We start from the raw sequence: 24,199 nt of genomic DNA on the forward strand, positions 1-24,199 counted from the left end.
ACTTTCATCTTCCGCTAGTTTACCGCGCGGCTACAGGGATTCATGATTCATCATTTTGGTTCCGCTTCGAGGCCCGCGAAGGCCCCGAGTCAGAAAGGTTGTATAAAGTCTTATTAAGCGTTCTTCGCAGCCACATGCTCTTCAATCAACGTAGCTACCAAGGATACCGCCTCATCGATCTCTTCCTTGCTCACATACAAGTTTGGAAGCAGACGAATGACATTCGGTCCTGCGGAAACAAAGAGAATGCCTCGTTTCTGACCAGCAAGCACGATGTCGCCTACCGCTTCAGCACATTCGATTCCAACAAGCAGCCCCATACCCCGAACTTCTTTTACAAACGAATTACCAGCCAAACGCTCCCGCAGAGAGTTCATCAGGTATTCGCCCATTTCAGCTGCACGTTCTGGCAGGTGATCTTCGAGCATGGTTTCAATCGTTGCAATGACAACGGAGGAAGCAAGCGGTGTACCGCCAAATGTTGTTGCATGACTGCCTGCAGTAAACGCATCCTTCAGATAACCTTTACCTAGCATCGCACCTACAGGGAATCCACTACCAATACCTTTGGCTACCGTGAAAATGTCCGGCTCAATACCATAATGCTCATGCGCGAACAGTTTGCCTGTACGTCCCATTCCGGTCTGTACTTCGTCTACAATCAACAGCAATCCGTGCTCTTCACACAGTTTGCGAACGTGGTGGACAAAATCAGGTTTGACCGGATGCACGCCACCCTCGGCTTGCACCATCTCCAGCATAATCGCTGCTGTATTGGGTCCGATTGCAGCTTCTAGAGCCGCTGTGTCATGCAATGGTACGGTTACGAATCCGGCTGGCAATGGCAAAAATCCTTCTTTCACCTTATCCTGCCCAGTTGCTGTCAAAGTTGCAAGTGTCCGTCCGTGGAAAGACTGGGCAAATGTAATAACTTCGTACCGACCTGTGCCTTTTACCTTCTGATGATAGCGACGAGCCAGTTTGATTGCCGCTTCATTCGCTTCTGCACCACTGTTACAAAAGAATACAGCGTCTGCGCACGTATTTGCTGTCAACAAAGCCGCTGCTTTTTCCTGACCGGGAATCTGGAACAGGTTGGATACATGCCACAGCTCATCAATCTGAGCTTTCAGCTTGGCTCCGACTTTCTCCGGTGCATGGCCCAGACTCGTTACAGCCAACCCACACATGAAATCAAGATACTTATTGCCCTGATCATCCCATAGCCAGCTGCCTTTACCCTTGACCAGACTGATTGGATAACGTGCATACGTTTGGAAAAGAGAGCTTTCCGTCGTTGCCGCTGCACCTGTTGCTGCTACGCCCGCTACTGCTGTGCCAGAACCTGGCTGTTCATTGCCTTTTGCCATCACCTATCACTCCTATTGGTTGGTGCAACGGCAATCATATAAGAGCTATAATTTACACTAGACCACTCCGATTGCAGGACCATCTTTTGAACGTACGCATACTCCACTTCGATGACAGAACAACCTTTCGATCGCTGTTATCCCCGGATTTTTTTGATTGATCCTTAAAGGGGAAAATCCGGGGATAAAGGCGCACGCTTCGCTTCTTCAGGTTATTTCTGTCCTCTACGTTATGCATTTTTATTCTTCAGATCGGTTCTGCACCCTACGTTATTGTGTGTGTAATATTAGATTTCTTATATAAAAAAGCGATGCACATATTTTTTTTTACTATAAGACCATGAAGACACTAGCGCACTGAGAATAATTATTGCATACGGATAATTCGGGTTCCGATTGTTTCTCCGCCAAGCACACGGCTCAGGATCTGTGGTTCGCTGCCATCTACGATGATGACTTCACGCACTTTGCCGTGAATACAAGCGATGGCTGCACGCACCTTTGGAATCATGCCGCCATAGATTTCTCCGGTATGGATCATATCCTCAATCTCCTGTACAGAGACGGATGGCAGTACTTTTTTCTCGCCGCCTACATTCTTCATAATTCCAGGGACATCAGTCACTACGATCATCCGACTCACTCCGAGATGGGAAGCTACCGCACCTGCGGCTGTATCCGCGTTGATGTTATAGCGTTGACCGGATGCATCCACACCAACTGGCGCGATAACTGGCATATAGCCCATTCCCACAATACCTTGAATAATCTCCGCGTTAACGCCCGTCACGTCACCTACCCAACCGATCTCTGCGTGATTGCTAACCGGTTTCGCTTGGATCAAACCACCGTCCACACCCGACAATCCCAGCGCACGTCCACCGACACTTTGGATTAGACGTACGATCTGTTTGTTAATATTCCCCGCAAGAACCATCTCCACGACGTCCAGCACGGGTTCCGTTGTTTTGCGCAATCCGTTCACAAACTCGGTCTCAATGCCCAGCTTCGCCAAGTTATCCGAGATCGCAGGACCGCCGCCATGTACGATCACAGGCTGAGTTCCCTGGGACTGCAAGTCACGCAGATCTGCAAAAAAGGATTCAGGCAACGCCGCCAACGTGCTGCCTCCGCATTTCATTACAAACGTCTGCTTCTCGGCACCTGCTTCAGTTCCGGTACTCTCATTTTGCAATGTTGAATTCATGAGGGCACTCCTTTCGTTCAAATATTCTAAAAGGCCTAACACTTAATAAATCCAGATTAGACGGGAATAGCCGTTACAAATTCGGATCGTTCTTTCGATCGCTGTTGTCTCCAAGTTTTTTGGATTCCCCTTCTCTAAGGGAAAAACTTGGAGACAAAGGCGAACGCTACGCTTCTACAGAATCGATTCCGACTTTTTCACTATCCCCGTCAATGATCAAACTCAAAAAGTTTAATCCTTATAGATGTTCTACATATTTTTGTAAAGCAGCTTTTCAATAATGAAGCTGCTAGATTAACTAAAACTAACCACAAAATATTACGTGCGGTATGCCGCGTTAATTCGTACATAGTCGTACGTCAAGTCACAGCCCCAAGCGATGGCTGTTCCGTCGCCGTGGTGCAGATCGACTACGATGCGTACGGTATCCGTCTGCAAGTAGGCCAGCGCCGCTTCTTCGTCAAATGCGACTGGACGGGATTGTTCAAGTACAGAGATGTCACCCAGACGGATATCCACCGTCTCCGGGTTCACCGGCTGTCCTGCTCGCCCAACGGCTGCAATAATTCGTCCCCAGTTGGCATCTGCTCCAAACATCGCGGATTTCACCAGGCTGGACCCAATGACGGTCTTTGCAATAGCTTGCGCAGATTCATCACTTACGGCACCCGTTACCTGTACTTCTACCAGCTTGGTTGCTCCTTCGCCATCGCGCGCAATGGCTTTGGCAAGCACTTCGCACACATAAGTGAATCCGGCAGCAAAAGCATCCCAATCCGGATGTTCCACGGTCAGTTCTTCGTTGCCTGCCAGACCGCTGGACATTGCTACCAGCATGTCGTTCGTGCTCGTATCTCCATCCACTGTAATCATGTTAAATGTATGATTGGTCGCCTGGCGAAGCAGGCGTTGCAACGCTTCCGCACCAATGACCGCATCAGAGGTCATAAAAGCCAGCATCGTCGCCATATTCGGATGAATCATCCCCGATCCCTTGGCGGCACCTGCAATCGTAATCGTTTTGCCGTTCACCTCAACGGAGACGCAGGCTTCTTTTTTCACCAAATCGGTTGTCAGAATAGCTTGGGAAAAATGCTCCGCTTCTGCTGCTTCCTTGCCCAAACGTGCCGGAAGTGCGGTAATCCCCGAATGTACAGCGTCCATCTTCAGTAATTCACCGATAACACCTGTGGAAGCGACAGCAACATCCTCTTCCGCTACACCCAATTCACGTGCAGCTGCGGTACGCATGGCGTAGGCATCCTCTTCACCTTGTTGTCCAGTACACGCATTGGCATTTCCGCTGTTCACGATGACTGCCTGAAGGCGTCCATTGCTCAAGCTCTCACGTGTGACTTTCAGAGGTGCGGCCTGGAACACGTTTGTTGTATACACCGCAGCTGCAGTTGCCGGCACGTCACAGCGGATCGCTCCGATGTCGTTACGAGACGTTTTTTTCAATCCGCAGTGCAGTCCACCAGCAGTGAACCCGTGCGGGGTTACAATCGTTCCGTTCTCAACTATAGTAAAAGCCTTTTGCTCCACATTTGTTCCCATATGTTATCCCCCGTTATGCGTTCGGCTGCATGCCGATTGTCCGCTTGCTTTGCCTGATCCGTCTTCCCCATATGGTTGGTTTTGGAATTGCGTCTAGGCGCTCTCCCAATGATTCAACCCTTATGGATATACCGGCGTCATGTTCAGCCCGAGGTTCTCCTCCCATCCCATCATCAGGTTCATATTTTGAATAGCTTGCCCGGATGCACCCTTCACCAGGTTGTCGATGACCGAAATAATCGTCAAACGACCTGTACGAGGGTCAGCCGCAAATCCGATATCACAATAGTTCGATCCGTACACTTCCTTCGTTGAAGGCCAGATCCCTGGCTCACGTACACGCACAAACGGCCGATTTTCATAATATTTGCGGTACAGATCAACGATTTCACGGTCACTGTGTTCACCAGTTAAATTGGCATACATCGTGCTCATGATTCCACGCGTCATTGGCACCAGTTGAGTTGTGAATGTTACTGTCACTGGTGTTCCAGTGATATCCCCCAGCACTTGCTCGATTTCTGGAATATGCTGATGTTTGTTCAGTTTATATGCTTTGAAATTCTCATTCATCTCTGCATAATGATACGCCAGAGCTGTTCCCCGCCCCGCACCCGATACGCCGGATTTGGCATCAATGATGATACTGGAAGGGTCAATCCATCCTGCCTCAACAGCTGGAATCAATCCGAGTAACGTAGCCGTTGGGTAGCAGCCTGGGTTGGAAATAAAGTTTTTACCCTTCACTTCGTCGCCATACACCTCTGCCATGCCGTATACCGCCTGTTCCAGCAATGAAGCAGATGGTGCCGGATGTTTATACCACTCTTCATACACCGTTCCGTCCTTGAGTCTGAAATCTCCAGACAAATCAATGACCTTAAGACCTGCTTCAAGCAGGCTCGGAACGAGCTTTGCGCTTACACCAGACGGGGTCGCTGTGAACACCAGATCTGCACGACTTGCGATCTCAGCCGGGTCTACGCCGTCGAGTGGCCTCTGAATCACGTCCGTCAAATGCGGGAATCCATCTGCGATGGACTCACCACTGCTGGATGAAGAGATTACCGAAGTAATTTCAACCTGCGGATGATTCTGAAAAAAACGAATCAGTTCCACCCCGCCGTAGCCGGTGGAACCGACGATTGCCACTTTTAATTTGTTATTCACTCTCGCTCCCCCAATCTTGTCGTATGCGCTACTTATACTGTTCTCCTGCTCCCAATGAGCTTTCATACAGCAATTCCGTCGCTTCTATGCATATTTGTGTATTATTATACGACTCTAGTTATATAAATACAACACTCTATCATCAATTTTACATGGATTCTCATCACTTCCGAACATATCTTTCCAACATCTGCGGACGAACCCGTATACTTCTGCTAAAATACGTATTATAGGAAACATTACAACCAGGGTCTAATTCATAATCAATCTACACGACGAAGGGTTTATGAATGGATTCATGATGGTCATTATGAGACATGGGGGACTACAGTGCATATCGAATCCATTTTACTTGTTGTACTCCTGGGCCTGAATATTATTTTCGCTGCAGCGGTCGTTTTCTTCGAACGAAAGGATGCCAGTGCATCCTGGGCTTGGCTGCTCGTCTTGAACTTTATTCCGGTGTTCGGGTTTGTACTCTACTTATTAACAGGGCAAAACCTGACGCGCTACCGACTTTTCCAGTGGAAAGAGCGCAAGAAGCTTGGGCTTGAAGAACGTATTGCTGCCCAGCTTGCACAGCTGCAAGACAATCGAACACCTTTCCGCAATCAAGCGACAGAGAGTAGTCAGGACATGATCTATATGAATCTGAAGCAAAACGATGCTCTGTTGACAGAAGACAATGCGGTCGAGATTATTACCGACGGAACAGACAAATTTCAACGTTTGCTCGATGATATCGAGGCAGCGAAAGATCATGTTCACGTGCAATATTACATTTATAGAGGCGACCGACTCGGTAAAAGAATCCGGGATGCACTCATCCGTAAAGCGCGCGAAGGTGTCAAAGTTCGTCTGCTGTATGACGCGCTGGGATCACGGCGGGTATCCAAACGCTTTTTCAAAGAGTTGCGCGAAGCAGGCGGTTTGGTTGAGGTCTTTTTCCCATCCAAATTCAGTCTGATTAACCTGCGTATGAACTACCGAAATCACCGTAAAATCGTCATCATTGATGGCAACCTTGGATATACAGGCGGGTTTAATGTAGGGGATGAATATCTCGGCTTGAATTCCAAGTTCGGTTACTGGCGCGATACTCATTTGCGTATTCAGGGTAATGCCGTCCATGCTCTTCAGACTCGTTTTCTCCTGGATTGGAATGAAGCGTCCAAGCAGCACGATACCCCATATGTTCCGGCGCATTTCCCTCATATTGAGGGCACAGGAACAACCGCTATGCAGATTGTATCCAGCGGACCGGATGCAGAGACAGAGCACATCAAGAACAGTTATTTGAAAATGATTAATGGAGCCAAACATTCGATTCTGATCCAAACACCTTATTTTATTCCAGATGCCAGTGTATTCGAAGCCATCCGTCTTGCGTGCCTGTCAGGAATTGATGTTCGCATTATGATTCCAAATAAACCGGATCACGCCTTTGTATACTGGGCTACGCTATCTTATATCGGTGAGTTGTTAAAAGTGGGAGCAACCGTGTTCATCTACGATAACGGCTTTATTCATGCCAAAACGCTCATTATCGACAGTATGGTCGCATCTGTGGGAACCGCTAATATTGATTACCGCAGCTTCCGATTGAACTTTGAGGTAAATGCATTTATGTATGACGAGGCGATTGCAACTGCTCTTGTGCAGACGTTTGAGCATGATCTTCTTGTATCCCGTGAGATGACGCTGGAGGAATACAATAAACGCAGTGTGAAGATCAAATTTAAAGAAGCGATTTCTCGTCTGCTGTCTCCGATTCTCTAGATACAGTAGTTATAGCAGATACAGTAAGTAGTACAGCGATTTTCGTTCCAAAAGACAAAACAAAAAGCAGGTACTTCCTTTCCAGCTATTTCTGGTGGAGGAGTACCTGCTTTTTTTGGATTATATATTTACTTTCTTATAAGTTAAACGAATGACCTCTAGAGTGCTCTCCGTTATCATGTGAATGTGTTAAGTTTGATTTATAGAGTGCCCTACTCGCTGTACCTTACAATTCCCCACGCTTAAAGCCTTCGCCCAGTACTTCATGCGCATTGCTAATAATGACAAAAGCCCCCGGGTCCACGGACCGGATCAACGCTTTCAGTCTCGGCACCTCATTCTGTCCGACGACCACCATCAGTACGGTTCGCTGATCGTCGGTGTAGCCACCTTTTGCCTCCAGCTTCGTCAGTCCGCGATCCAGATCATCCAGTATCACCTTCGTAATCGGTTCGGTCTGGTTGGAAATAATATAAGCAACCTTCGAGTTACCAAGCCCCATCTCCACGGCATCAATGACTTTTCCGGTAACGTATAACCCGATCAGAGCAAAGAGCGACTGCTCCAATGACAATACAAAGGCAGCCATTATAATGACCGTAGCATCCATCATCACAACGCAAAGGGAATAACTCAGCCCACTGTATTTTTGTACGATCCTGGCCAGAATGCTCATGCCACCCGTTGAACCTCTACCCCGATATACGATTCCGATCCCGAGACCAACCCCAATTCCGCCATAGAGTGAACCGAGAAGTGGATTCGTTGTTGGAATGGCCCAGTCTTTCGTGAGGTATACAAACAGTGGCAGTACAACGCTGCCGAGTACAGAACGTATACCATACTGCTTGCCAATCAGGAGAAAACCCGCGATCAGAAGCGGAATATTAATAGCCCACTGGGTGTATGCCGGCTCAAGTCCCAGCCAATGTTTGCCCAATATTGATAGCCCGGACACCCCACCTGAAGCAATCTGGTTCGGTAGTAAAAATAAATTAAAGGCCACGGCAATCAAAAACGAACCTAAAATAATGGATACGGTATCTACAACGTTTCTCCATGGGCCGTTCAGGGGAATGAGCGTGGTTAACCTCTTCTTGCGGTTATTGTGTAACGGTTGTTGCTGTTGCATGTCATCTTGCTCTCCTTTTTTGTATATATGCTCAAAAAAAAGCCCCTGTATACACCCAGCATACGCCTACTCGTATCGGGTCTATACAGGAACTTTTGATTAATCGGTATCTACTTTAATCTGGCTGCGCAAATAACCATCGATGAATCCATCGAGGTCGCCATCCATTACTGCCCCTGTGTTTCCAGTCTCTACGCTCGTACGGTGATCCTTTACCATACTATAGGGATGGAATACATAGGACCGAATCTGGCTACCCCACGCAATATCCGACTGTTCTCCTCGGATTTCGTCCAGCTGTTGTTTTTGTTCTTCAATTTTACGTTCATACAGTTTGGAACGAAGCATCGTCATCGCTCGCTCACGGTTCTTAATCTGTGACCGTTCATTCTGACACGTTACAACCACACCTGTTGGAAGGTGAGTAATCCTTACGGCTGAGTCAGTGGTATTGATATGCTGTCCACCCGCGCCGCTCGCACGGTACGTATCGATCTTGAGATCTTCTGTTCGAATATCCAATTCAATGGTGTCATCAATCTCAGGCACCACATCACAGGATACGAAGGAAGTATGCCTGCGTCCTGATGAGTCAAAAGGTGAGATCCGCACCAATCGGTGGACACCTTTTTCGGCTTTCAGATACCCATAAGCATTATGCCCCTTGATGGATAGTGTGACACTCTTGATTCCTGCTTCATCTCCTGCCAGATAATCCAACACCTCAACCTTGAAGCCACGTTTCTCGGCCCAGCGAGTATACATCCGCATCAGCATCTGTCCCCAGTCCTGTGACTCGGTACCACCAGCACCCGGGTGAAGCTCCAGAATCGCATTCATCTTGTCATACGGCTGATTCAGGAGAAGCTGTAGCTCGAACGCTTCTACCTTGCTTACGATGGCTGTCACGCTGTTGCCGATCTCCACAGCCAGATCATCGTCGCCTTCTTCGTCAGCCAGTTCTGCCATCATGACCGCATCGTCATAATCCTGCTGCAGCTTGGTGTATTGATCCACAGATCCCTTCACCGCGTTCAGCTCGGCGATTAAAGCTTGTGCCTTATCATTATCATCCCAGAAATCCGGGGCGGACATCTTCACTTCGAAGTTCTCGATCATCTCTTGCTTAAGATCTAAGTCAAAGAGACCCCCTAAGATTGGTTAGTTTTTTGCCTATTTCACGCAGGTCCTGCTTCACGCTTGGATCGATCATGTGCAATTCCTCTTTTCATTAAGATAAGCTCCCCGCATCCAGGGCATTCCTCCAAATCAAGCTTCCGATGTTTCACCTTGGAGTCTCGGTTACCTTTATATCGGCAATCCTCTTCTCCATGATCATGGTCACATAGTTATAACTATGCACCAATTACAGGTTATGCATCCTTCACTTGATCATTTGAAATACCCGGCTGCAAGGAGCCGTTCATGTCATTCTATTTAAGTTGATCCAGCATTCGTTACACCTTACCACTCCAATTGCAGTAGCATCTTCCGATCGCTCTTATCCCCAGATTTTCTCAATTCCCTCTCACAAGGGAAAAATCCGGTGATAAAGGCGAACGCGTAGCTTCTCCAGATTGCTTCCGCACTCTCCGTTATGGTGTAAAAAATTTAGATCCAACTTATACACAGGGTAATATAAGAGAGTCTACTCTTGACCGTGGCAATGTTTAAACTTTTTGCCGCTGCCACATGGACACGCATCGTTACGTCCGATTTGGTCAGACACTTTTACCGGACGTTTCTCCGTAGGTTCGCCGCTTGTCGAGATCTGACTTTCGTCAACAACCGCTTGACGCTCCTGGTTGCTCTCGATTTGTGCTCTCATCACATAGGTTGCCACTTCTTCCTGAATCGAAGCAATCATCTGATGGAACATTTCGAAGCCTTCGAACTGGTACTCACGCAGCGGATCTGTACCGCCGTAGGCACGAAGGTGGATACCTTGACGCAATTGATCCATCGCATCAATATGATCCATCCATTTGCTATCTACTGCACGGAGCACAACCACTTTCTCGAATTCACGAACCATCTCTTCACCGATTCGCTCTTCACGTGCATTGTACTTGTTCTGAACTTTCTCAAACAGGTAGTCAATAATCTCTTCTGCTTCTTTGCCCCACAGATCATCCTTCGTTACTGAGCCTTCATCCAGCAATTTGCTGTTCATGTAGTCTGCAACTTCCTGCAGTTCCCAGTTTTCCGGAATATCGTCACTGCAATGAGCTTCCACAATACGTTCAATGGAAGGCTTGATCATATCCATAACGATCTGTTTGATATTCTCGGACTCAAGCACCTCACGGCGCTGTTTATATATAATTTCACGTTGTTGGTTCATGACATCATCATATTGGAGAACGACTTTACGTACGTCAAAGTTATTACCTTCAACCCGTTTTTGTGCCGACTCTACCGCACGGGTAATCATCCGGCTCTCAATCGGTTGGTCTTCTTCAAAACCAAGACGCTCCATCATGTTCAGTACATTGTCTGCACCGAAACGTCTCATCAGCTCGTCACCCAGTGACAGGTAGAACTGTGTAGAACCAGGGTCACCCTGACGTCCTGCACGTCCACGCAGCTGGTTATCAATCCGGCGAGATTCGTGACGCTCTGTACCAATGATATGAAGGCCGCCCACTTCAGCTACACCTTCGCCCAGGATAATATCCGTACCCCGTCCAGCCATGTTGGTTGCAATCGTTACTGCACCGGCTTGTCCAGCTCCTGAGATGATCTCCGCTTCTTCCGCGTGATATTTGGCGTTCAATACCTGGTGACGGACACCACGGCGTTTCAACATATCGGAAATACGCTCGGAGTTTTCAATGGAAACCGTACCAACCAGAACCGGCTGGTTCTTGCTGTGACGTGCCACGATTTCTTCCACAACCGCGTTGAACTTTCCATCGATGCTCTTGTACACCACATCAGCCATATCATCCCGTTTGTTTGGACGGTTGGTTGGAATCTGCAATACTTCGAGACCGTAGATTTTTTTGAATTCTTCTTCCTCGGTCTTCGCTGTACCCGTCATTCCCGCGAGCTTGCGGTACATCCGGAAATAGTTCTGGAAGGTAATTGTAGCAAGTGTCATGCTCTCGTTCTGTACTTCAATGCCTTCCTTGGCTTCGATCGCTTGGTGCAATCCATCGCTATAACGACGTCCTGCCATCAGACGGCCTGTGAACTCATCGACGATCAGTACTTCTTCATCACTCACCACATAATCGACGTCACGACGCATGATTACGTTAGCTTTCAATCCCTGTACGATGTGATGGTTGAGCGTAACATTGGCATGATCATACAAGTTTTCGATACCAAATGCTTTCTCCGCCTTCGCCACACCAGCTTCAGTCAGCGCTACGGATTTCACCTTGATGTCCACCGTAAAGTCTTCTTCTGGAACCAGACGTTTCACGAAACGGTCAGCTGCATAGTACAGGTCCGTGGATTTCTGAGCTTGTCCGGAAATGATTAGAGGTGTACGTGCCTCATCGACCAGAATGGAGTCCACTTCATCAATGATACAGAAGAACAATGGACGTTGAACCATCTGCTCTTTGTACAGCACCATGTTGTCACGCAGATAGTCAAAGCCAAATTCATTATTCGTTCCGTACGTAATATCACATGCATAAGCATGTTGTTTCAAAGCATGGTCCATACCGCTCAGGTTAACCCCTACCGTCATGCCCATGAATTCATAAATTTGTCCCATTTCCTGGCTATCCCGTTGAGCCAAATAATCATTGACCGTTACCACGTGTACACCTTTGGACATCAATGCATTCAGGTATACCGGGAGTGTTCCTACCAGTGTCTTACCTTCACCCGTCTTCATCTCTGAAATCCGGCCTTCATGAAGGGCAATGCCTCCGAGCATCTGTACGTCATAGTGACGTTTGCCCAGTACACGGCGAGATGCCTCACGTACGGTTGCAAATGCTTCAGGAAGAAGTTCATCTGTTGTTTCTCCCTTTTCAATGCGGGCACGGAATTCATCCGTTTTGGATTTCAGTTGTTCATCAGACAGAGCCTGAAATTGTGGTTCCAGTTTATTGATCACATCGACTGTCTTCATCAGACGTTTAACATCACGTTCGTTCATGTCGCCGAAGATCTTTTTGACAAGTCCTAGCATGGTATACCCCTTTCGTGCAAAACAGAATAGACCCCCTGCTGCCGCCGCGCGACACCATCGGATGGATATGTATCCACTTGCCCGGGGGTGACAAACGATATAAAAAATAATATAAATGAATCAACTCCAGGCTTGCCAAGGTTCCCTCATGAAGCTGATTCGGTATTCAACCGGACCCGGTTATTAGAAATAAGCCGAATACCGACCCTTATGAATCATGTTCATGGTGCTGTGCCTGTCATTGATTATGATTAGCGATCATTCGTTGACAATTCCTCATCAGGACAATGATTCTCTTTGTATAAATTGTAACAGTTTGTAAGGGTCGCCGCAACACGCCACGGCACACTTCTTTGAACTTCTGAAGCCTCTCCGATGGAGTTTAAGTGCAAAAAATCGTAGTCGTTAGCGGAAGCCTTGGATTCTATCGTTTCATTTTCCAGTTAGATAAGGCATGTTCACGAATTCCGGTGGTAAATTTGGATGAAAATCTCAATACAGAGAGAAAGAATACATCTTCAACGAATTCTCCGTGAGTATTGAAAATTTATCATTCACTTTGCACAGATTGGTCTCATTCCTACTATCTATTAGACGCAGTAGCATGGGAAATAGTTTCACAATCTTGCCTCAGCGACTTTTTTCCAGCCCCACTACGCACAAAAGAGCCCCATCCCATAAAGGATGGAGGCTCTTGTTAGTTTAATCCAATACAGGAATGCAAAGTATCCCTGTCTTCATTCGTAATCGTTAAAGAATCATTTTCGGTTGAATACGTTGGTTAGGTCATTAAACTGGGTTAGGTTTCAGTCAACCATTAACCTTGTTCAATCAAACCGTATTTACCATCGTTCCGTTTGTACACAACGCTGACTTCTTCGTTCTCAATGTTGGAGAATACGAAGAAATTGTGGCCGATCATGTTCATTTGGAGGATAGCCTCTTCCACGTCCATGGGTTTCAACATAAACCGTTTCGTCCGTACCACTTCCAGGTCATCATCTTCGGTCTCCGCATCCAGTTCAGCGGTAGCCACTGTACCTGTCGGATCTTCGACGAAGAGCGTTTTCAGGCTGCCTTCCTGGCGGAACTTACGGTTGATTTTCGTTTTGTGTTTACGGATCTGACGTTCCAGCTTGTCCACCACGGAGTCAATGGAAGCGTACATATCGTCGCTCTCATCCTCGGCGCGGAGCACAATGCCTTTCAAAGGGATCGTCACCTCTACTGTATGCAAGCCTCTCGTCGTGCTCAGGGTAACAGCACCGTCAGAGTTAAGGGGTGCATCGAAATACTTCTCGAGTCTACTCAACTTTTTGTCGACATAATCCTTCAAAGCATCGGTAACCTCGATTTGTTGACCTCGAATACTTAAATTCATAGGGCACTCCTCCTTTTCCTTTGCCACTTCATTATAACACGAATGTAAGCGCCATGTAAAAACTCCCGGTGACCGAATAGTGACATCTGTTTAAGCCACCTCAGCCAACATAGGCTTACCGCCATATTTCGCGATATTTCACCATTTTGAGGCATAATCATTCATTAACATGGATTGTCTTATTAGGCGCTTGATGATGTAATTAACCGTTTCCGAGCTCCTTCAATCTATTATGTAAAATGAATACAATCTATTTCTTGAATATATCAAATTCATGAGAATAATGTTGTTCGGCTGATTCTCAAGTTTCGAATCTATTAAAACAAAAAAAGACCCCGGAAAAACCGGAGTCTGATGCTAGCGATAATTCAATTGGTAACCATCTAACCATATATGTAGGTCGGATTGTCCGGATGATTATAATTTGATTACGTTAGCTGCTTGCGGTCCACGCGCGCCTTCGACGATATCGAATTCTACGGATTGACCTTCTTCCAAAGTTTTGAATCCTTCGGATTGAATTGCGGAGAAATGTACGAATACGTCGCCGCCGTCTTCAGTTTCAATGAAACCATAACCTTTTTCTGCGTTGAACCATTTTACTTTACCTTGCATGCACTAACATTCCCTTCGTCATCAAATGAAGTGAGGTTGTGTCAAAGACCCTTGCCCACAACTCAGATAATACCATCCAAAGTTATCCATTGTCAATTGGTAAAGTAAATGTTTTCTTGGAATTTTTTGTAGATTAATCGGGGATCCTGTTGAACGATGGGATATTGCTAATATATCAGGTTATTAGACTAGTGATACGGCTATTTTTATGTATTAATTACAGATTAATTGGAATTCCTCTACTGTGCGGATAACAGCAAAAATGATACAATTTACTAAGTTTCAAATTACATATTTTTACTAGAATAGCCAGAGGAGAATCAACGATGATTTATTCAAAGTATTACAGAAAGTGGAGCTTACTAGCAATACTAATTTTCGCCAGTATCACATTATGCACATTACTAATACTACCGACAACTTCCGCTGCAAAAGAAAAACAAATCTCTGCCGATCAACTCAAAAGTAAGAGTCGTCTCTCCTTCACCCTACGGGATGCAAATCAAACGTCTTACACCGTTTATATATTCGCGGATGACGAGCAGAAATATACCCTTACAGAGCCTAATGACTGGACAAACAATAAAACAGACGACAAAAGTTATTCTGGAACGTATCGTGCAGTGCTTCTAAAAAAAGGAGCCAAGTATGGGACCGTTCAAACCACGAAGTTACCCATCGAAACCATTATTTTGCCTCAGACCTGGAATTATACAATCAAAGGGAAAGAAGCAGGGACACCTGACATGTTAATGCTTACAGATTGGGGAACTTCCAACTTCAATGAGGTGCACACTTATATAATCCGTTCTGGTGTGTTACAACCAATAAAATTCACCGACAATAAAGGAAAAAAGATTTCCGGCGCATACTGGGCTTCCAGAAATAATGGTATCCGCAGTTTGTCAGGCTCCAGAGTACAATTCAAATATTATAACAATATGCAGTTCAAGTATGCAGTCGATACGTTCAAGCTAAATGTCAGCAAGCTGGAGCTGCGTCTCAGCGATACCCGCTATGTGGATCAATCCTCTTGGCCAAACTCCGGAATGGGGGACCGTGCCTACCTGGAGAGTCTTAAGGCCGCTGCATCAAAGGGCATGTTGCCAGGTCGCTCTGACATCAAGATTGGAATGACTCTCAAGTCCGTGCAGAGTAATCTAAATAAACCTAAGTCTCGTGGAAACGAGGAGTGGGGAGCCTTTTATTACTACTCTCAATTTGGCTTAGGCTTTGATTCATATATGCATGAGCTTAATGCCAAGTCACGCATTGCCATTCTGCAACTATACAACGAGAAACAAAATCTTGCTCCACAAAATGTGAGGCTGTGGCTAGGTAAACCTTCTAATGAATATTATAACGAAGCAGCCGGTGGATATGAAATGACGTACAGACTGGGGAAACATACATTAGTGTTTAATTATGAGGAAGAAGACGATTTAATAGATTTTACAAATATTTATTGATTATCATTCGCTAAAAGAAAATAGTTTTCTGAAAAAAGAGGAGCCTGTGGAATTATCCACAAGGCCCCTTTTATATATATCGATCATATTAGACCAACATGTAATATTTAACCCCAAAAAGTCTACCCTAGTATTGATTAATATGCTATTTCCTTCTATCCATCAAATAACTATCAGGTGCATATTTAGAATCATAAGCATTTCTTTGTGATTTAGCTCGACTACGTTGGACTAGCCAATCTTTGGCTTCTTCTTTAAGGAATTGCATACGCTGGTTTATCTGAGCATCGTGACTTAAAATACGTTTCAACATTTGTTTTTGTTCTACAGTAATTAATTGTTCATCGAGTATCTTGAGTAAATGATCTACATGATCCTGACGTTCTTCTACAAATCTCTCAACTTCTTCATAGTCAGTATCATCAAGTTGTAAGATGAATTGCTGCGTTTTCTGCTCTAAATAGTTAAGACTTTCCTCTAACATATCACCGTTACTATTACTCATCATGTAATGACATACCTGCTGTTTGTTTAGTTACTATGATCCAGGTTTCACGAAGCTCTTGAAGGTAACCCAAGACCTCTTCACCTGATTCCACTTTCTTTTTAATATTCGTTTGAATTAATAGATAGTTCATATATTCATAAAGAGCATACAAGTTTTTCGAAATATCATAAGAACGATTCAATGTAGACATTAGCTCGCTTATAATGGTTTGAGCCTTTCCTAGGTTCATATTAGCTTTAGCATAATCATTCGAAGAAATTCCATCCAAGCCTGCTTTAACAAAACGAATGGCACCATCATACAGCATGATGACAAGCTGACCTGGTGTTGAAGTTTGCACTGATGAGTTTTTATATTTTTCATAAGGAGATGTAATCAAGTTAAATCATCCTTTCTTTACTATTGTAGAAGACTTGTTAAGCTGGATGACTGCGATTGGTATTTACTCATTGCAGACTCCATCGCTGTGAACTGTTTATAGTAACGTGTCTCAGCATCTTTCATTTTGCGTTCGAACTCTGTAATCCGACTGTTGTAATCTTTAAGTTGTTTACCCATTATACTGTCAGCATTTAATGTGAAGCTTCCGTCTGTGTCTACTTTCGATGTACCTACTTTTTTTACGAACATTTCTAAAGGAGCGTTTAGTTCACTTCTTAATTGACTAAAGAGCGGTTTATTCGTATCACTTAAAGATGAACCCTGGAATATATTCACAACTTTTTCAGGGCTTGTTGTCAAGGCTGCTTTCAATTTATTCTCATCAATCTTCAACTTACCATTTTCGTAATATTGCCCAGTTGTTATGCCGATGGAACTCAAGTCTCCTAATTTACTAGAAATAACCATACGCATTGAGGAAACAGCAGAACTCAAGATAGAGTCATTTTTCAGAAGACCGCTTTTTGCCTTCTCTTCCCATTGCTTAATTTCTTCTTCCTTCATGTCTTTTTTTTGATCAGCTGTTAATGGAGGGAAATCGCGATACTTCTGTTCACTCATCTTGGTATTCATTAAGCCTAATAATTCGTTATACGTATCAACGAAAGACTTAATAGTCTCCATAGCTTTGGTTGGATCTGATTGCGTTGTGACTTTGGTCGGTCCTGTGGTTCCTGTAGTTTCCAATAGCGTAAGTTTTACACCATTAACAACAAGAGAATTTCCATCTGGTTTGTAAGTCTTCGTGCTATTGTCTGTTGTGTTGGTGACAGTTACCTCACCTGCTTCAGCTACTTTTACATCAGCACCGGTAATTCCGAATAACTCCATTAACGTACTATCTTTAGGCTGCTTATCTGCACCCGTCAATATAATATTATTTTTTGTCCCATAATCTTTAGCTGTAATAGAGAATTTACCACTAATTTCATCAAAGGTCGCTGTTACGTTAGCATTCTCCGAATTAATGCGTCCAATTACCGTTTCAATTGAATCTGTTTTAAGAAATGTTATCGTTTTATTGTTAATATTTAATTCATATTTATCAGATGCGGCACTTCCCGCAATTTGCTCCAATGTAGTAGTTTTAGTAGCATCTGTCGGAGTAGTGCCCGCAGTGCGTAATCCACTCGCAGTCTGCATCCCAGACTTTGTCGCTAATTTACTGACTACCACAGACATAGGTGTACTGCTCGCATTAGCATTGGCATCTGCTTTAACAGCAGTTGTATTTCCTGTAACTACGGATTGTTGTGTGTTCATTGCATCCGAAATATTCATTTTTTGCAATTTATCACTTAGCTGAACAATCTTACTATTTAACTCACGGTAACTATCTCGTGTCCACTCTAAAATTTGTTTTTGCTGAGTTAATTTATTTAACGGTAATTTCTTAGCAGTCATTAGTGATGTCACCATACTATCTATATCCATACCAGAAAAACCATTTATACGCATGTCAATACCTCCTTATACTTTTTCGTCTATAAGAATTCCTGCAATCTCCATCATGTTAGCCACAAGATCAAGCGTTTTTTCAGGTGGGATTTCGCGAATCAACTCGCCAGTTTCTTTGTTCAAAACCTTAACTAGGATCTGGTGTGTTTTCTCATGGACACTCATCTCCAAAGTTGTAGTGGGGCCTTGTAATGCTTTGACAGCTTTGTCAATTGCCTTTATAAGTTGCTCGTCTCCAAATGGGATGTTAACTCCTTGGCGTTCGAGTTTAGACAACTCTACTCCATTTTTAACAGCCTGCAGAAGCTTACTATCATGATTAGTATCACTGGATTGATTTATAGAACCTGACGTGCCATTCACCATATTGGTTGAAAGTGAGAACTGTAGATTCATCGTTTATCCCCCGATGGAATTATTTATTATATTATCGGTTAGTTTTGTATGAGATTGAATAGGAGTATAAAAATATTAACAACACAAAAAACAGAGGCAATTTGTTTGGAGAACTCTGTACATAATAGAAAATATAATTTAGTAGTTAGATTTTTTTTCAAATATTAAATCAATCGTTTTCAAAGCACCTTGATTACTCATATGATCTATATCGACAAAGTCTGAGTCTTCATATGATCCACTCGTTGCTAAATAAATACTGAAAACTGCCAAAATTCTTTAAATCTTGAATGATTTCATAATACTTTTTTATAAAACCCTCATCAAAATACTTGAAATAGTATTGAGTTGCTGGAAAATTAACTACCATTAATTCTATTGATTGTTCATTAAGAAACTGTATAAATTGACCTAACATCTCCTTTTTTCTGTTTCTTTGTATTTCAGGTTTGCTCTAAACTCTCCAATTTCTAATTTTCTTTTCAAGTCTAATTCATCTAATGTATGCGGTGCTATTTCTCTACAATTTTCTCTGCTTATGACGGCATTGAAATAGGTACCCCCATAACTCATAAAAACTATACGATTTAATATGTTGTATATTGATTTAAGGTTGAATATATTTTTGATTAAAATATCAGAGCCTATATCTAAAGTGGTAATTTTTTTATTTTCGCTAGTTGTAATGATTGCTATCTCCAAAGATAGGATAATAAACTTTTTCTATTCTAGCAGCTTTACTCTTGATGGATTTTGACAAATCAATATTAAAAGTCCAGTAGCCTGTACCCATGTAACATCTTTTTATATTCTTGTTACTGTTGATTACTTCTTTCGCTTTCAGAATGGAATAATAGATATCTTGTGAAGGTAAAGATAAATTTATGACTCCTGCATTGAGTTTTTTCTCATCCATTCCGTACATGGAGTAAGAAGATCCCACAATAACTTCATTTATGAAAGGTTTTTTACATTCCTCAATAGCATTCGACAAAAAAATTATAGTCATAATTGGCATGATAGAGCTTCTGAGTAATATCGAATAATTCATTCATAACTTGATCATATAAAACAACATGGTCATACTTCTCAATGTCTACCTCTTGAAGACTTACCTTATCACCCAAAATTAAAATTCTAAATTCATTTTCCTGCCTCACATTTTCATTTTTTCCATAAATTTAACATTATCATTTATGATATTATCAATGATTCCATACTTATCAATACCACAAACATAATGATTGAAAGTCGTCCCATTACAATAATCAATTAGATTAACAGTGATTTTTGCTAATTCATCAAAACTTGGAATAGAACAATATTGCTCTTTATATTAAATGAAGTCTGCCAAAACATTGAAGAAAGAGAACAATTTATTTTCATCATTCTCTTCATTTGCTATTAATAAAAACTGAGATAATATTTCTATATTATTGATATGATCTTTGAAAGTATATATATTCATATGAATTTATTCCTCATTTATAGTTTAATCAATGAAAAAGAGAATATATGCTAAAGTACCTTTATCACTTCTTTAATACTACTTGTGGAGATTTTGGGAGTACGGGGCAAGTAAATAACTTCACATTCTAATTGATCAAATTTACCGCTCCAATCATCACCCATGACAAAAATATCTATTTTTCTTTCTTTAATATCCTTAGCCTTCTGACTCCAATTTTCTTCTGGGATTATTTTGTCAATAAACTTAATTGACTCAAGGATGTCTTTACGTTCAGAGAAAGACATATAAGATTGCTTGCCCTTTAAAGTATTAAAAGAATCAGTAGAGAGTCCTACCGTTAAATGGTCTCCAAGTTCTTTCGCTCTTTGGAGTAACAATATATGACCATAATGCAACAAATCAAAAGTTCCATATGTGATTACTTTTTTCATAAACATACCTCCTTAGAGAAAATTCTAATGATTAAACTTTATTGATAACGACATAGTTCCCAGACAACATTTACTGTATTTCAAGTGTTGTCTGGGTACTTATAATTGTGATAACCTACACCAACTTTAATTTATCATTTATACTCAATTCCTGATCTATCAATTCCCACACGCGGTCGGATGAATTAAAATCATTATACTGATGAATTAAGCTTCTGATTTGTTTTCTTTCGAAACTGAAGTATTCTTTATCCCCTAAACTCTTTGAAATCTCTTCTTGGAAAGAAACTTGATCATATACTTTAGGTCCAGGTGTCCAAAATTCATAAGGTTCAAGTAAAAACCCTCTATTTTTTTTGTAGGATTCAAGATCAGTAGGAGTAAAGATTATCGGACGGTCCAACAACAAATAATCAAAAAAGATAGAGGAATAATCAGTTATTAAAAGATCTGCACTACTAAGTAATTCATAAAAGTCCATGCCGCTATCGACAATATCTCCTTCGGTAATAAGTCTAACTCTAGGACAGTTTAAGTTTGATATATGCTCTTTTGCAGTAGCCTCTTCTACCCAATGATACTTAACAAAAAGAGTTATTTTACTTTGTTCTAAGAATTCATTGAATCTTTCTTGCTGAAAATGTTCAAATCCAAAAAAATTGGACCAACTTCTTTCACCCTCCACTTTAGAAGGATTAAACATTGAACTTCTAAATGTAGGGGTATATATTATAATCTTTTCATCTGTCAAATCAATTCCACTTAATTGATAGAACCATACCCTGTTATTTTGGGCCAATAAATCATTTCTCGGAGCCCCAGTAATCTTATATTTGTTCGCTCTTAAACCAATGCAAGAATTAAAAAGTGTATTAAACATACTTGAATATGAAGATACTATATCGACATTCTCCCACCACTTATCTAAAAATTCGCTTGATTTCCTTTCAGTGAGATCCATTCTTTCCATAGCTTTTATGGGAAATCCATGCCATAGTTCAATATTTATCTGTCTGTTATTAAAAGGATAGTTTGCCTGAGTAGTAATTACCATATCACTTTCTTTCACAAACAGGTCATATGCATCATAGCTCTGCTCTTGAAATAATCTAATTTCATACTTTTCTTGTATATACTCAGGTATATTTACTGAAAGAGCTCTAGCATTACATCCTGAACTTGTGGTTGTAATAAGTGCTATTCTAGTTTTATTAGTGATAGTGCTTAATTTATTATATTTATGCAATTGTCTATTACTTATATTTTCAAAGTAACATGTATATCCTTGCAAAGCTCTAGTTCTGTTACCTTCTTCTCCATATAATTCAGCAAGTAATAATCCCGATCTATGGTTAGGGCTGGTTCTTTCTATTTCTTTCAGAAATTTGAAGACTTCTTCTTTCCTACCATCTTTAACTAAAACTCTGGCTTTCAAAATTTCAACAAATAATTTGTCGGACAATGAAAAGGCACTTTCTTCAAGCTTAGAAATCACTTTCATAACAGGCTGAACGGACTCAATTTCAAGCCACTCTATAATTTGTTCCTCAATCTCCTTTTCAGTGAGATTTAGTAACTGAGATTCAAATTCAGTAAACAAATTAAAAAAACCACTATCAACCATTAATTCATACATTGGTGACTCTTTATCTAAATTACTCGGAGTTTTTCCTGAGGTCACGTTACCTAATATATAGTTCCAATAATTATTGTATAAAAATATAATATTCTCATCAGAAATAAGTTTAATATACCTATCATAAGAAGACTTATCATTTATGCAAAAAGTAGCAATTAACAACACACATTCATATTCCAATCTTTCGATACGAAAGGTTAATTCATTTTTTAATTCTAAGTTGATATTGTTGGATAAACCAATTACATCTATTAATTCAGACAAATTATTATTGATAATAAGTACTCTTAAATACTGTTTCTCGATATATTTCGTAGGCAATCTTTCATATGCTATTTTTAAATTAGCCTCAGATTGCACTCGGTCATCTTTACTTAAATAAACTGCATATAATGCGTCAAATACTGGAAATCGGAAACGTTCCTTTAGAATTTCAAGATTTCTACCAATTAGCTCGAATTCTAATCTTTGCTCGAATTCGGTTATTTTTCCATTAACTAAATTCAAAAGCAGCGCTGCTCTTAAATGCCAGTTATTTTTGATTATAAAATCGGTAATATTAACATTATTCATCTTTGAATTTAAAGCTGCATTAATAACTTTAGTAAACTCTTCTGCAGTATTAGCTAAAAAGGTATGGGGCTTTTCTATACCACTATCTGGTATTAATGTAGTCACAACAGGAAGTCCACAAGCTAAGTACTCATAATGTTTTATAGAATCTGTATTTATGATAAGATCAGTTTTGTCTTTAAAGGGAATAATACCAATTTGCATATGCTTTAAATATAATTTAAGTTCGTTGTGCTTCTTAGCCTCGATAAAATATAGATTTGGAAGCCTGTCCTTCAAGAGCTCTAACTTACCAAAGCCGATAACGACAAAAGACTTATCAGGATTTAGTTTCACAACTTCATAAAAGAGTTCTACATCAAATCTTTCGTAAATTGCCCCTGTATAGGCTATTCTTGGTTCTGGTATATTGACTAAATCAGTCGGGATAGCTCCTTGTACTGAAAAAAAATCCGACTCATTCACTGCATTTTTTGACATATAGACATTACTTCTATTCTCAATAGCCACTCTCTGTAAATAAAGTGCGGTAGCAGTAGTTGTAATTGCATCAGCAGAATCCATTAACTCCTGTTCCCATTCTATATCGTGTTTCCCCCCCCAAAATGCATGTTCTAAATCTGAATGATCGTCCACACATTCGTAAATATGAGTAAACTCCCCTTTTAATTCTTTAATGGTATTCACCTGATAAGGGAGGTAAGAGATAAGGGTTGGAACTTCATCGCCATCGTCTACATATGCATCTAATATATCTTGAATTATATCAGTATAGTTATTCAGATAATTCCCCCCCCCCGTTCTCACAATAATTGGCTGAATAATGTTCACTCCATCAATTACACGCATATTATCCCATGAATATCTTTTGAGATGATGCATACCTAAATCTACGAAACTACCAGAATTAAGGTCCGCTTCGACACTCGGCGCGATGTATAACACTCTGTGACCATACATAAATAGGGAACGAGCAATATGATGCATTCTCTGATATATATCACCCCATCCACAGGAAGAAAGCATAATGAACATCTTCTCTTTCGAAAATGCTGCTGCCTCAAAAATTCTTTTCAATTCAGAGCTTTCACTATACGAATTTAACAAGTTGCTTTTTATATCTTCATTAGTCAAGAAACGATAAGCGAGTCCAAAATACAATGCAGAATCACTACTTCTATTCAAACAGTTAAGAGTATATGCATAATTATAGAGTGTCTCACCATTCGTCTTATTAATATCTAATGATTTCATAAAACAATTAGCTGCAGTTTCAAACTCCTGAACCTTTAAGCATAATATTCCTTTAAGATTCCAGAACTCCTCGTTCTCCAGAAAATCTTGCTCATTAATACTAATAAGATTGTAGGCTTCTTCTATATTGTTAATTTCAAGCTCTTTAGCTATTAAACTTAATATTTCCACATACTCACTCTCCTTCTCACCTTT

At 41.7% G+C, this 24,199-nt stretch carries 18 protein-coding genes; 2 read left to right on the forward strand and 16 right to left on the reverse strand.

Translation table 11 applies throughout. The features are described 5' to 3' along the window. Window positions 1-113: 113 nt before the first annotated feature. The 4 genes from BMW94_RS23390 to argC all read right to left on the reverse strand — a co-directional run bounded on the left by BMW94_RS23390 (window position 114) and on the right by argC (window position 5,304). Window positions 114-1,370, reverse strand: a complete 1,257-nt coding sequence (locus BMW94_RS23390; RefSeq protein WP_091001259.1) for an acetylornithine transaminase — start codon at window positions 1,368-1,370, stop codon at window positions 114-116. A gap of 367 nt (window positions 1,371-1,737) precedes the next feature. Then, window positions 1,738-2,577 carry an acetylglutamate kinase gene (gene argB / locus BMW94_RS23395; protein WP_091001260.1) on the reverse strand — a complete coding sequence of 280 codons (840 nt, stop codon included), beginning with the start codon at window positions 2,575-2,577 and terminating at the stop codon, window positions 1,738-1,740. A gap of 318 nt (window positions 2,578-2,895) precedes the next feature. Beyond that, window positions 2,896-4,122: a bifunctional glutamate N-acetyltransferase/amino-acid acetyltransferase ArgJ gene (gene argJ / locus BMW94_RS23400; RefSeq protein WP_302848010.1), complete on the reverse strand. Its 1,227-nt coding sequence runs from the start codon at window positions 4,120-4,122 to the stop codon at window positions 2,896-2,898. A 132-nt stretch (window positions 4,123-4,254) separates the two neighbouring features. Beyond that, a complete protein-coding gene (gene argC, locus BMW94_RS23405) occupies window positions 4,255-5,304 on the reverse strand; it encodes an N-acetyl-gamma-glutamyl-phosphate reductase (RefSeq protein WP_091001262.1) in 1,050 nt (349 codons plus the stop codon). Window positions 5,305-5,634: 330 nt separating this feature from the next. Between argC and cls the strand changes: the two genes are divergently transcribed. Next, complete coding sequence (cls, locus tag BMW94_RS23410; RefSeq protein ID WP_091001263.1) at window positions 5,635-7,083, forward strand: cardiolipin synthase; 1,449 nt, start codon at window positions 5,635-5,637, stop codon at window positions 7,081-7,083. Window positions 7,084-7,309: 226 nt separating this feature from the next. Here cls and BMW94_RS23415 read toward each other — a convergent pair whose 3' ends face one another. The 5 genes from BMW94_RS23415 to BMW94_RS23435 all read right to left on the reverse strand — a co-directional run bounded on the left by BMW94_RS23415 (window position 7,310) and on the right by BMW94_RS23435 (window position 14,364). Next, complete coding sequence (locus BMW94_RS23415; RefSeq protein ID WP_091001264.1) at window positions 7,310-8,215, reverse strand: YitT family protein; 906 nt, start codon at window positions 8,213-8,215, stop codon at window positions 7,310-7,312. A gap of 99 nt (window positions 8,216-8,314) precedes the next feature. Next, window positions 8,315-9,428, reverse strand: a protein-coding gene (prfB, locus tag BMW94_RS23420) for a peptide chain release factor 2 (RefSeq protein WP_139209401.1) whose coding sequence is annotated in 2 segments (ribosomal slippage) — window positions 8,315-9,355 and window positions 9,357-9,428 — 1,113 coding nt in all. Because the reading frame shifts where the segments join, the coding sequence is not laid out codon by codon here. A 435-nt stretch (window positions 9,429-9,863) separates the two neighbouring features. Then, window positions 9,864-12,368 (reverse strand): preprotein translocase subunit SecA, encoded by a 2,505-nt coding sequence (gene secA / locus BMW94_RS23425; protein ID WP_091001266.1) that lies wholly within the window; start codon window positions 12,366-12,368, stop codon window positions 9,864-9,866. Window positions 12,369-13,185: 817 nt separating this feature from the next. Beyond that, window positions 13,186-13,749 carry a ribosome hibernation-promoting factor, HPF/YfiA family gene (gene raiA / locus BMW94_RS23430; protein WP_091001267.1) on the reverse strand — a complete coding sequence of 188 codons (564 nt, stop codon included), beginning with the start codon at window positions 13,747-13,749 and terminating at the stop codon, window positions 13,186-13,188. A gap of 417 nt (window positions 13,750-14,166) precedes the next feature. Beyond that, on the reverse strand, window positions 14,167-14,364 hold the full coding sequence (locus tag BMW94_RS23435; protein ID WP_024631599.1) for a cold shock domain-containing protein: 198 nt from the start codon (window positions 14,362-14,364) through the stop codon (window positions 14,167-14,169). Between the two features lie 326 nt (window positions 14,365-14,690). Here BMW94_RS23435 and BMW94_RS23440 point away from each other — a divergent pair, with 326 nt between their 5' ends. Beyond that, window positions 14,691-15,833 carry a DUF4309 domain-containing protein gene (locus tag BMW94_RS23440; protein WP_091001268.1) on the forward strand — a complete coding sequence of 381 codons (1,143 nt, stop codon included), beginning with the start codon at window positions 14,691-14,693 and terminating at the stop codon, window positions 15,831-15,833. 145 nt (window positions 15,834-15,978) lie between these two features. Here the strand turns inward: BMW94_RS23440 and fliT are convergent, their stop codons facing one another. The 7 genes from fliT to BMW94_RS23480 form a co-directional block, all read right to left on the reverse strand. Beyond that, window positions 15,979-16,341, reverse strand: coding sequence for a flagellar protein FliT (gene fliT / locus BMW94_RS23445; RefSeq protein ID WP_254790340.1), 363 nt, complete (start codon window positions 16,339-16,341; stop codon window positions 15,979-15,981). Then, window positions 16,331-16,720, reverse strand: coding sequence for a flagellar export chaperone FliS (gene fliS / locus BMW94_RS23450; protein WP_091001269.1), 390 nt, complete (start codon window positions 16,718-16,720; stop codon window positions 16,331-16,333). The genes fliT and fliS overlap by 11 nt, the downstream gene beginning before the upstream one ends. Window positions 16,721-16,740: 20 nt before the next feature. Next, window positions 16,741-18,240, reverse strand: coding sequence for a flagellar filament capping protein FliD (gene fliD, locus BMW94_RS23455; RefSeq protein ID WP_091001270.1), 1,500 nt, complete (start codon window positions 18,238-18,240; stop codon window positions 16,741-16,743). A 12-nt stretch (window positions 18,241-18,252) separates the two neighbouring features. Then, on the reverse strand, window positions 18,253-18,636 hold the full coding sequence (locus tag BMW94_RS23460) for a flagellar protein FlaG (protein ID WP_091001271.1): 384 nt from the start codon (window positions 18,634-18,636) through the stop codon (window positions 18,253-18,255). A 676-nt stretch (window positions 18,637-19,312) separates the two neighbouring features. Continuing rightward, window positions 19,313-19,654 (reverse strand): hypothetical protein, encoded by a 342-nt coding sequence (locus BMW94_RS23470; protein ID WP_091001273.1) that lies wholly within the window; start codon window positions 19,652-19,654, stop codon window positions 19,313-19,315. A gap of 500 nt (window positions 19,655-20,154) precedes the next feature. Next, window positions 20,155-20,538, reverse strand: coding sequence for a glycerol-3-phosphate cytidylyltransferase (tagD, locus tag BMW94_RS23475; protein WP_091001274.1), 384 nt, complete (start codon window positions 20,536-20,538; stop codon window positions 20,155-20,157). A gap of 115 nt (window positions 20,539-20,653) precedes the next feature. Beyond that, on the reverse strand, window positions 20,654-24,175 hold the full coding sequence (locus tag BMW94_RS23480; protein WP_091001275.1) for a CDP-glycerol glycerophosphotransferase family protein: 3,522 nt from the start codon (window positions 24,173-24,175) through the stop codon (window positions 20,654-20,656). Window positions 24,176-24,199 lie beyond the last annotated feature (24 nt).

The sequence above is a fragment of the Paenibacillus sp. OK003 genome (assembly GCF_900109515.1).
Taxonomy (GTDB): Bacteria; Bacillota; Bacilli; order Paenibacillales; family Paenibacillaceae; genus Paenibacillus; species Paenibacillus marchantiae.

Bases quoted from the DNA above. Each gene is read 5' to 3' on its own strand.
- BMW94_RS23390 (WP_091001259.1), bottom strand. From the start codon at position 1,370: ATGGCAAAAGGCAATGAACAGCCAGGTTCTGGCACAGCAGTAGCGGGC.
- argB (WP_091001260.1), bottom strand. From the start codon at position 2,577: ATGAATTCAACATTGCAAAATGAGAGTACCGGAACTGAAGCAGGTGCC.
- BMW94_RS23415 (WP_091001264.1), bottom strand. From the start codon at position 8,215: ATGCAACAGCAACAACCGTTACACAATAACCGCAAGAAGAGGTTAACC.
- secA (WP_091001266.1), bottom strand. From the start codon at position 12,368: ATGCTAGGACTTGTCAAAAAGATCTTCGGCGACATGAACGAACGTGAT.
- raiA (WP_091001267.1), bottom strand. From the start codon at position 13,749: ATGAATTTAAGTATTCGAGGTCAACAAATCGAGGTTACCGATGCTTTG.
- BMW94_RS23435 (WP_024631599.1), bottom strand. From the start codon at position 14,364: ATGCAAGGTAAAGTAAAATGGTTCAACGCAGAAAAAGGTTATGGTTTC.
- BMW94_RS23440 (WP_091001268.1), top strand. From the start codon at position 14,691: ATGATTTATTCAAAGTATTACAGAAAGTGGAGCTTACTAGCAATACTA.
- fliT (WP_254790340.1), bottom strand. From the start codon at position 16,341: ATGATGAGTAATAGTAACGGTGATATGTTAGAGGAAAGTCTTAACTAT.
- fliD (WP_091001270.1), bottom strand. From the start codon at position 18,240: ATGCGTATAAATGGTTTTTCTGGTATGGATATAGATAGTATGGTGACA.
- BMW94_RS23460 (WP_091001271.1), bottom strand. From the start codon at position 18,636: ATGAATCTACAGTTCTCACTTTCAACCAATATGGTGAATGGCACGTCA.
- BMW94_RS23470 (WP_091001273.1), bottom strand. From the start codon at position 19,654: ATGCCAATTATGACTATAATTTTTTTGTCGAATGCTATTGAGGAATGT.
- tagD (WP_091001274.1), bottom strand. From the start codon at position 20,538: ATGAAAAAAGTAATCACATATGGAACTTTTGATTTGTTGCATTATGGT.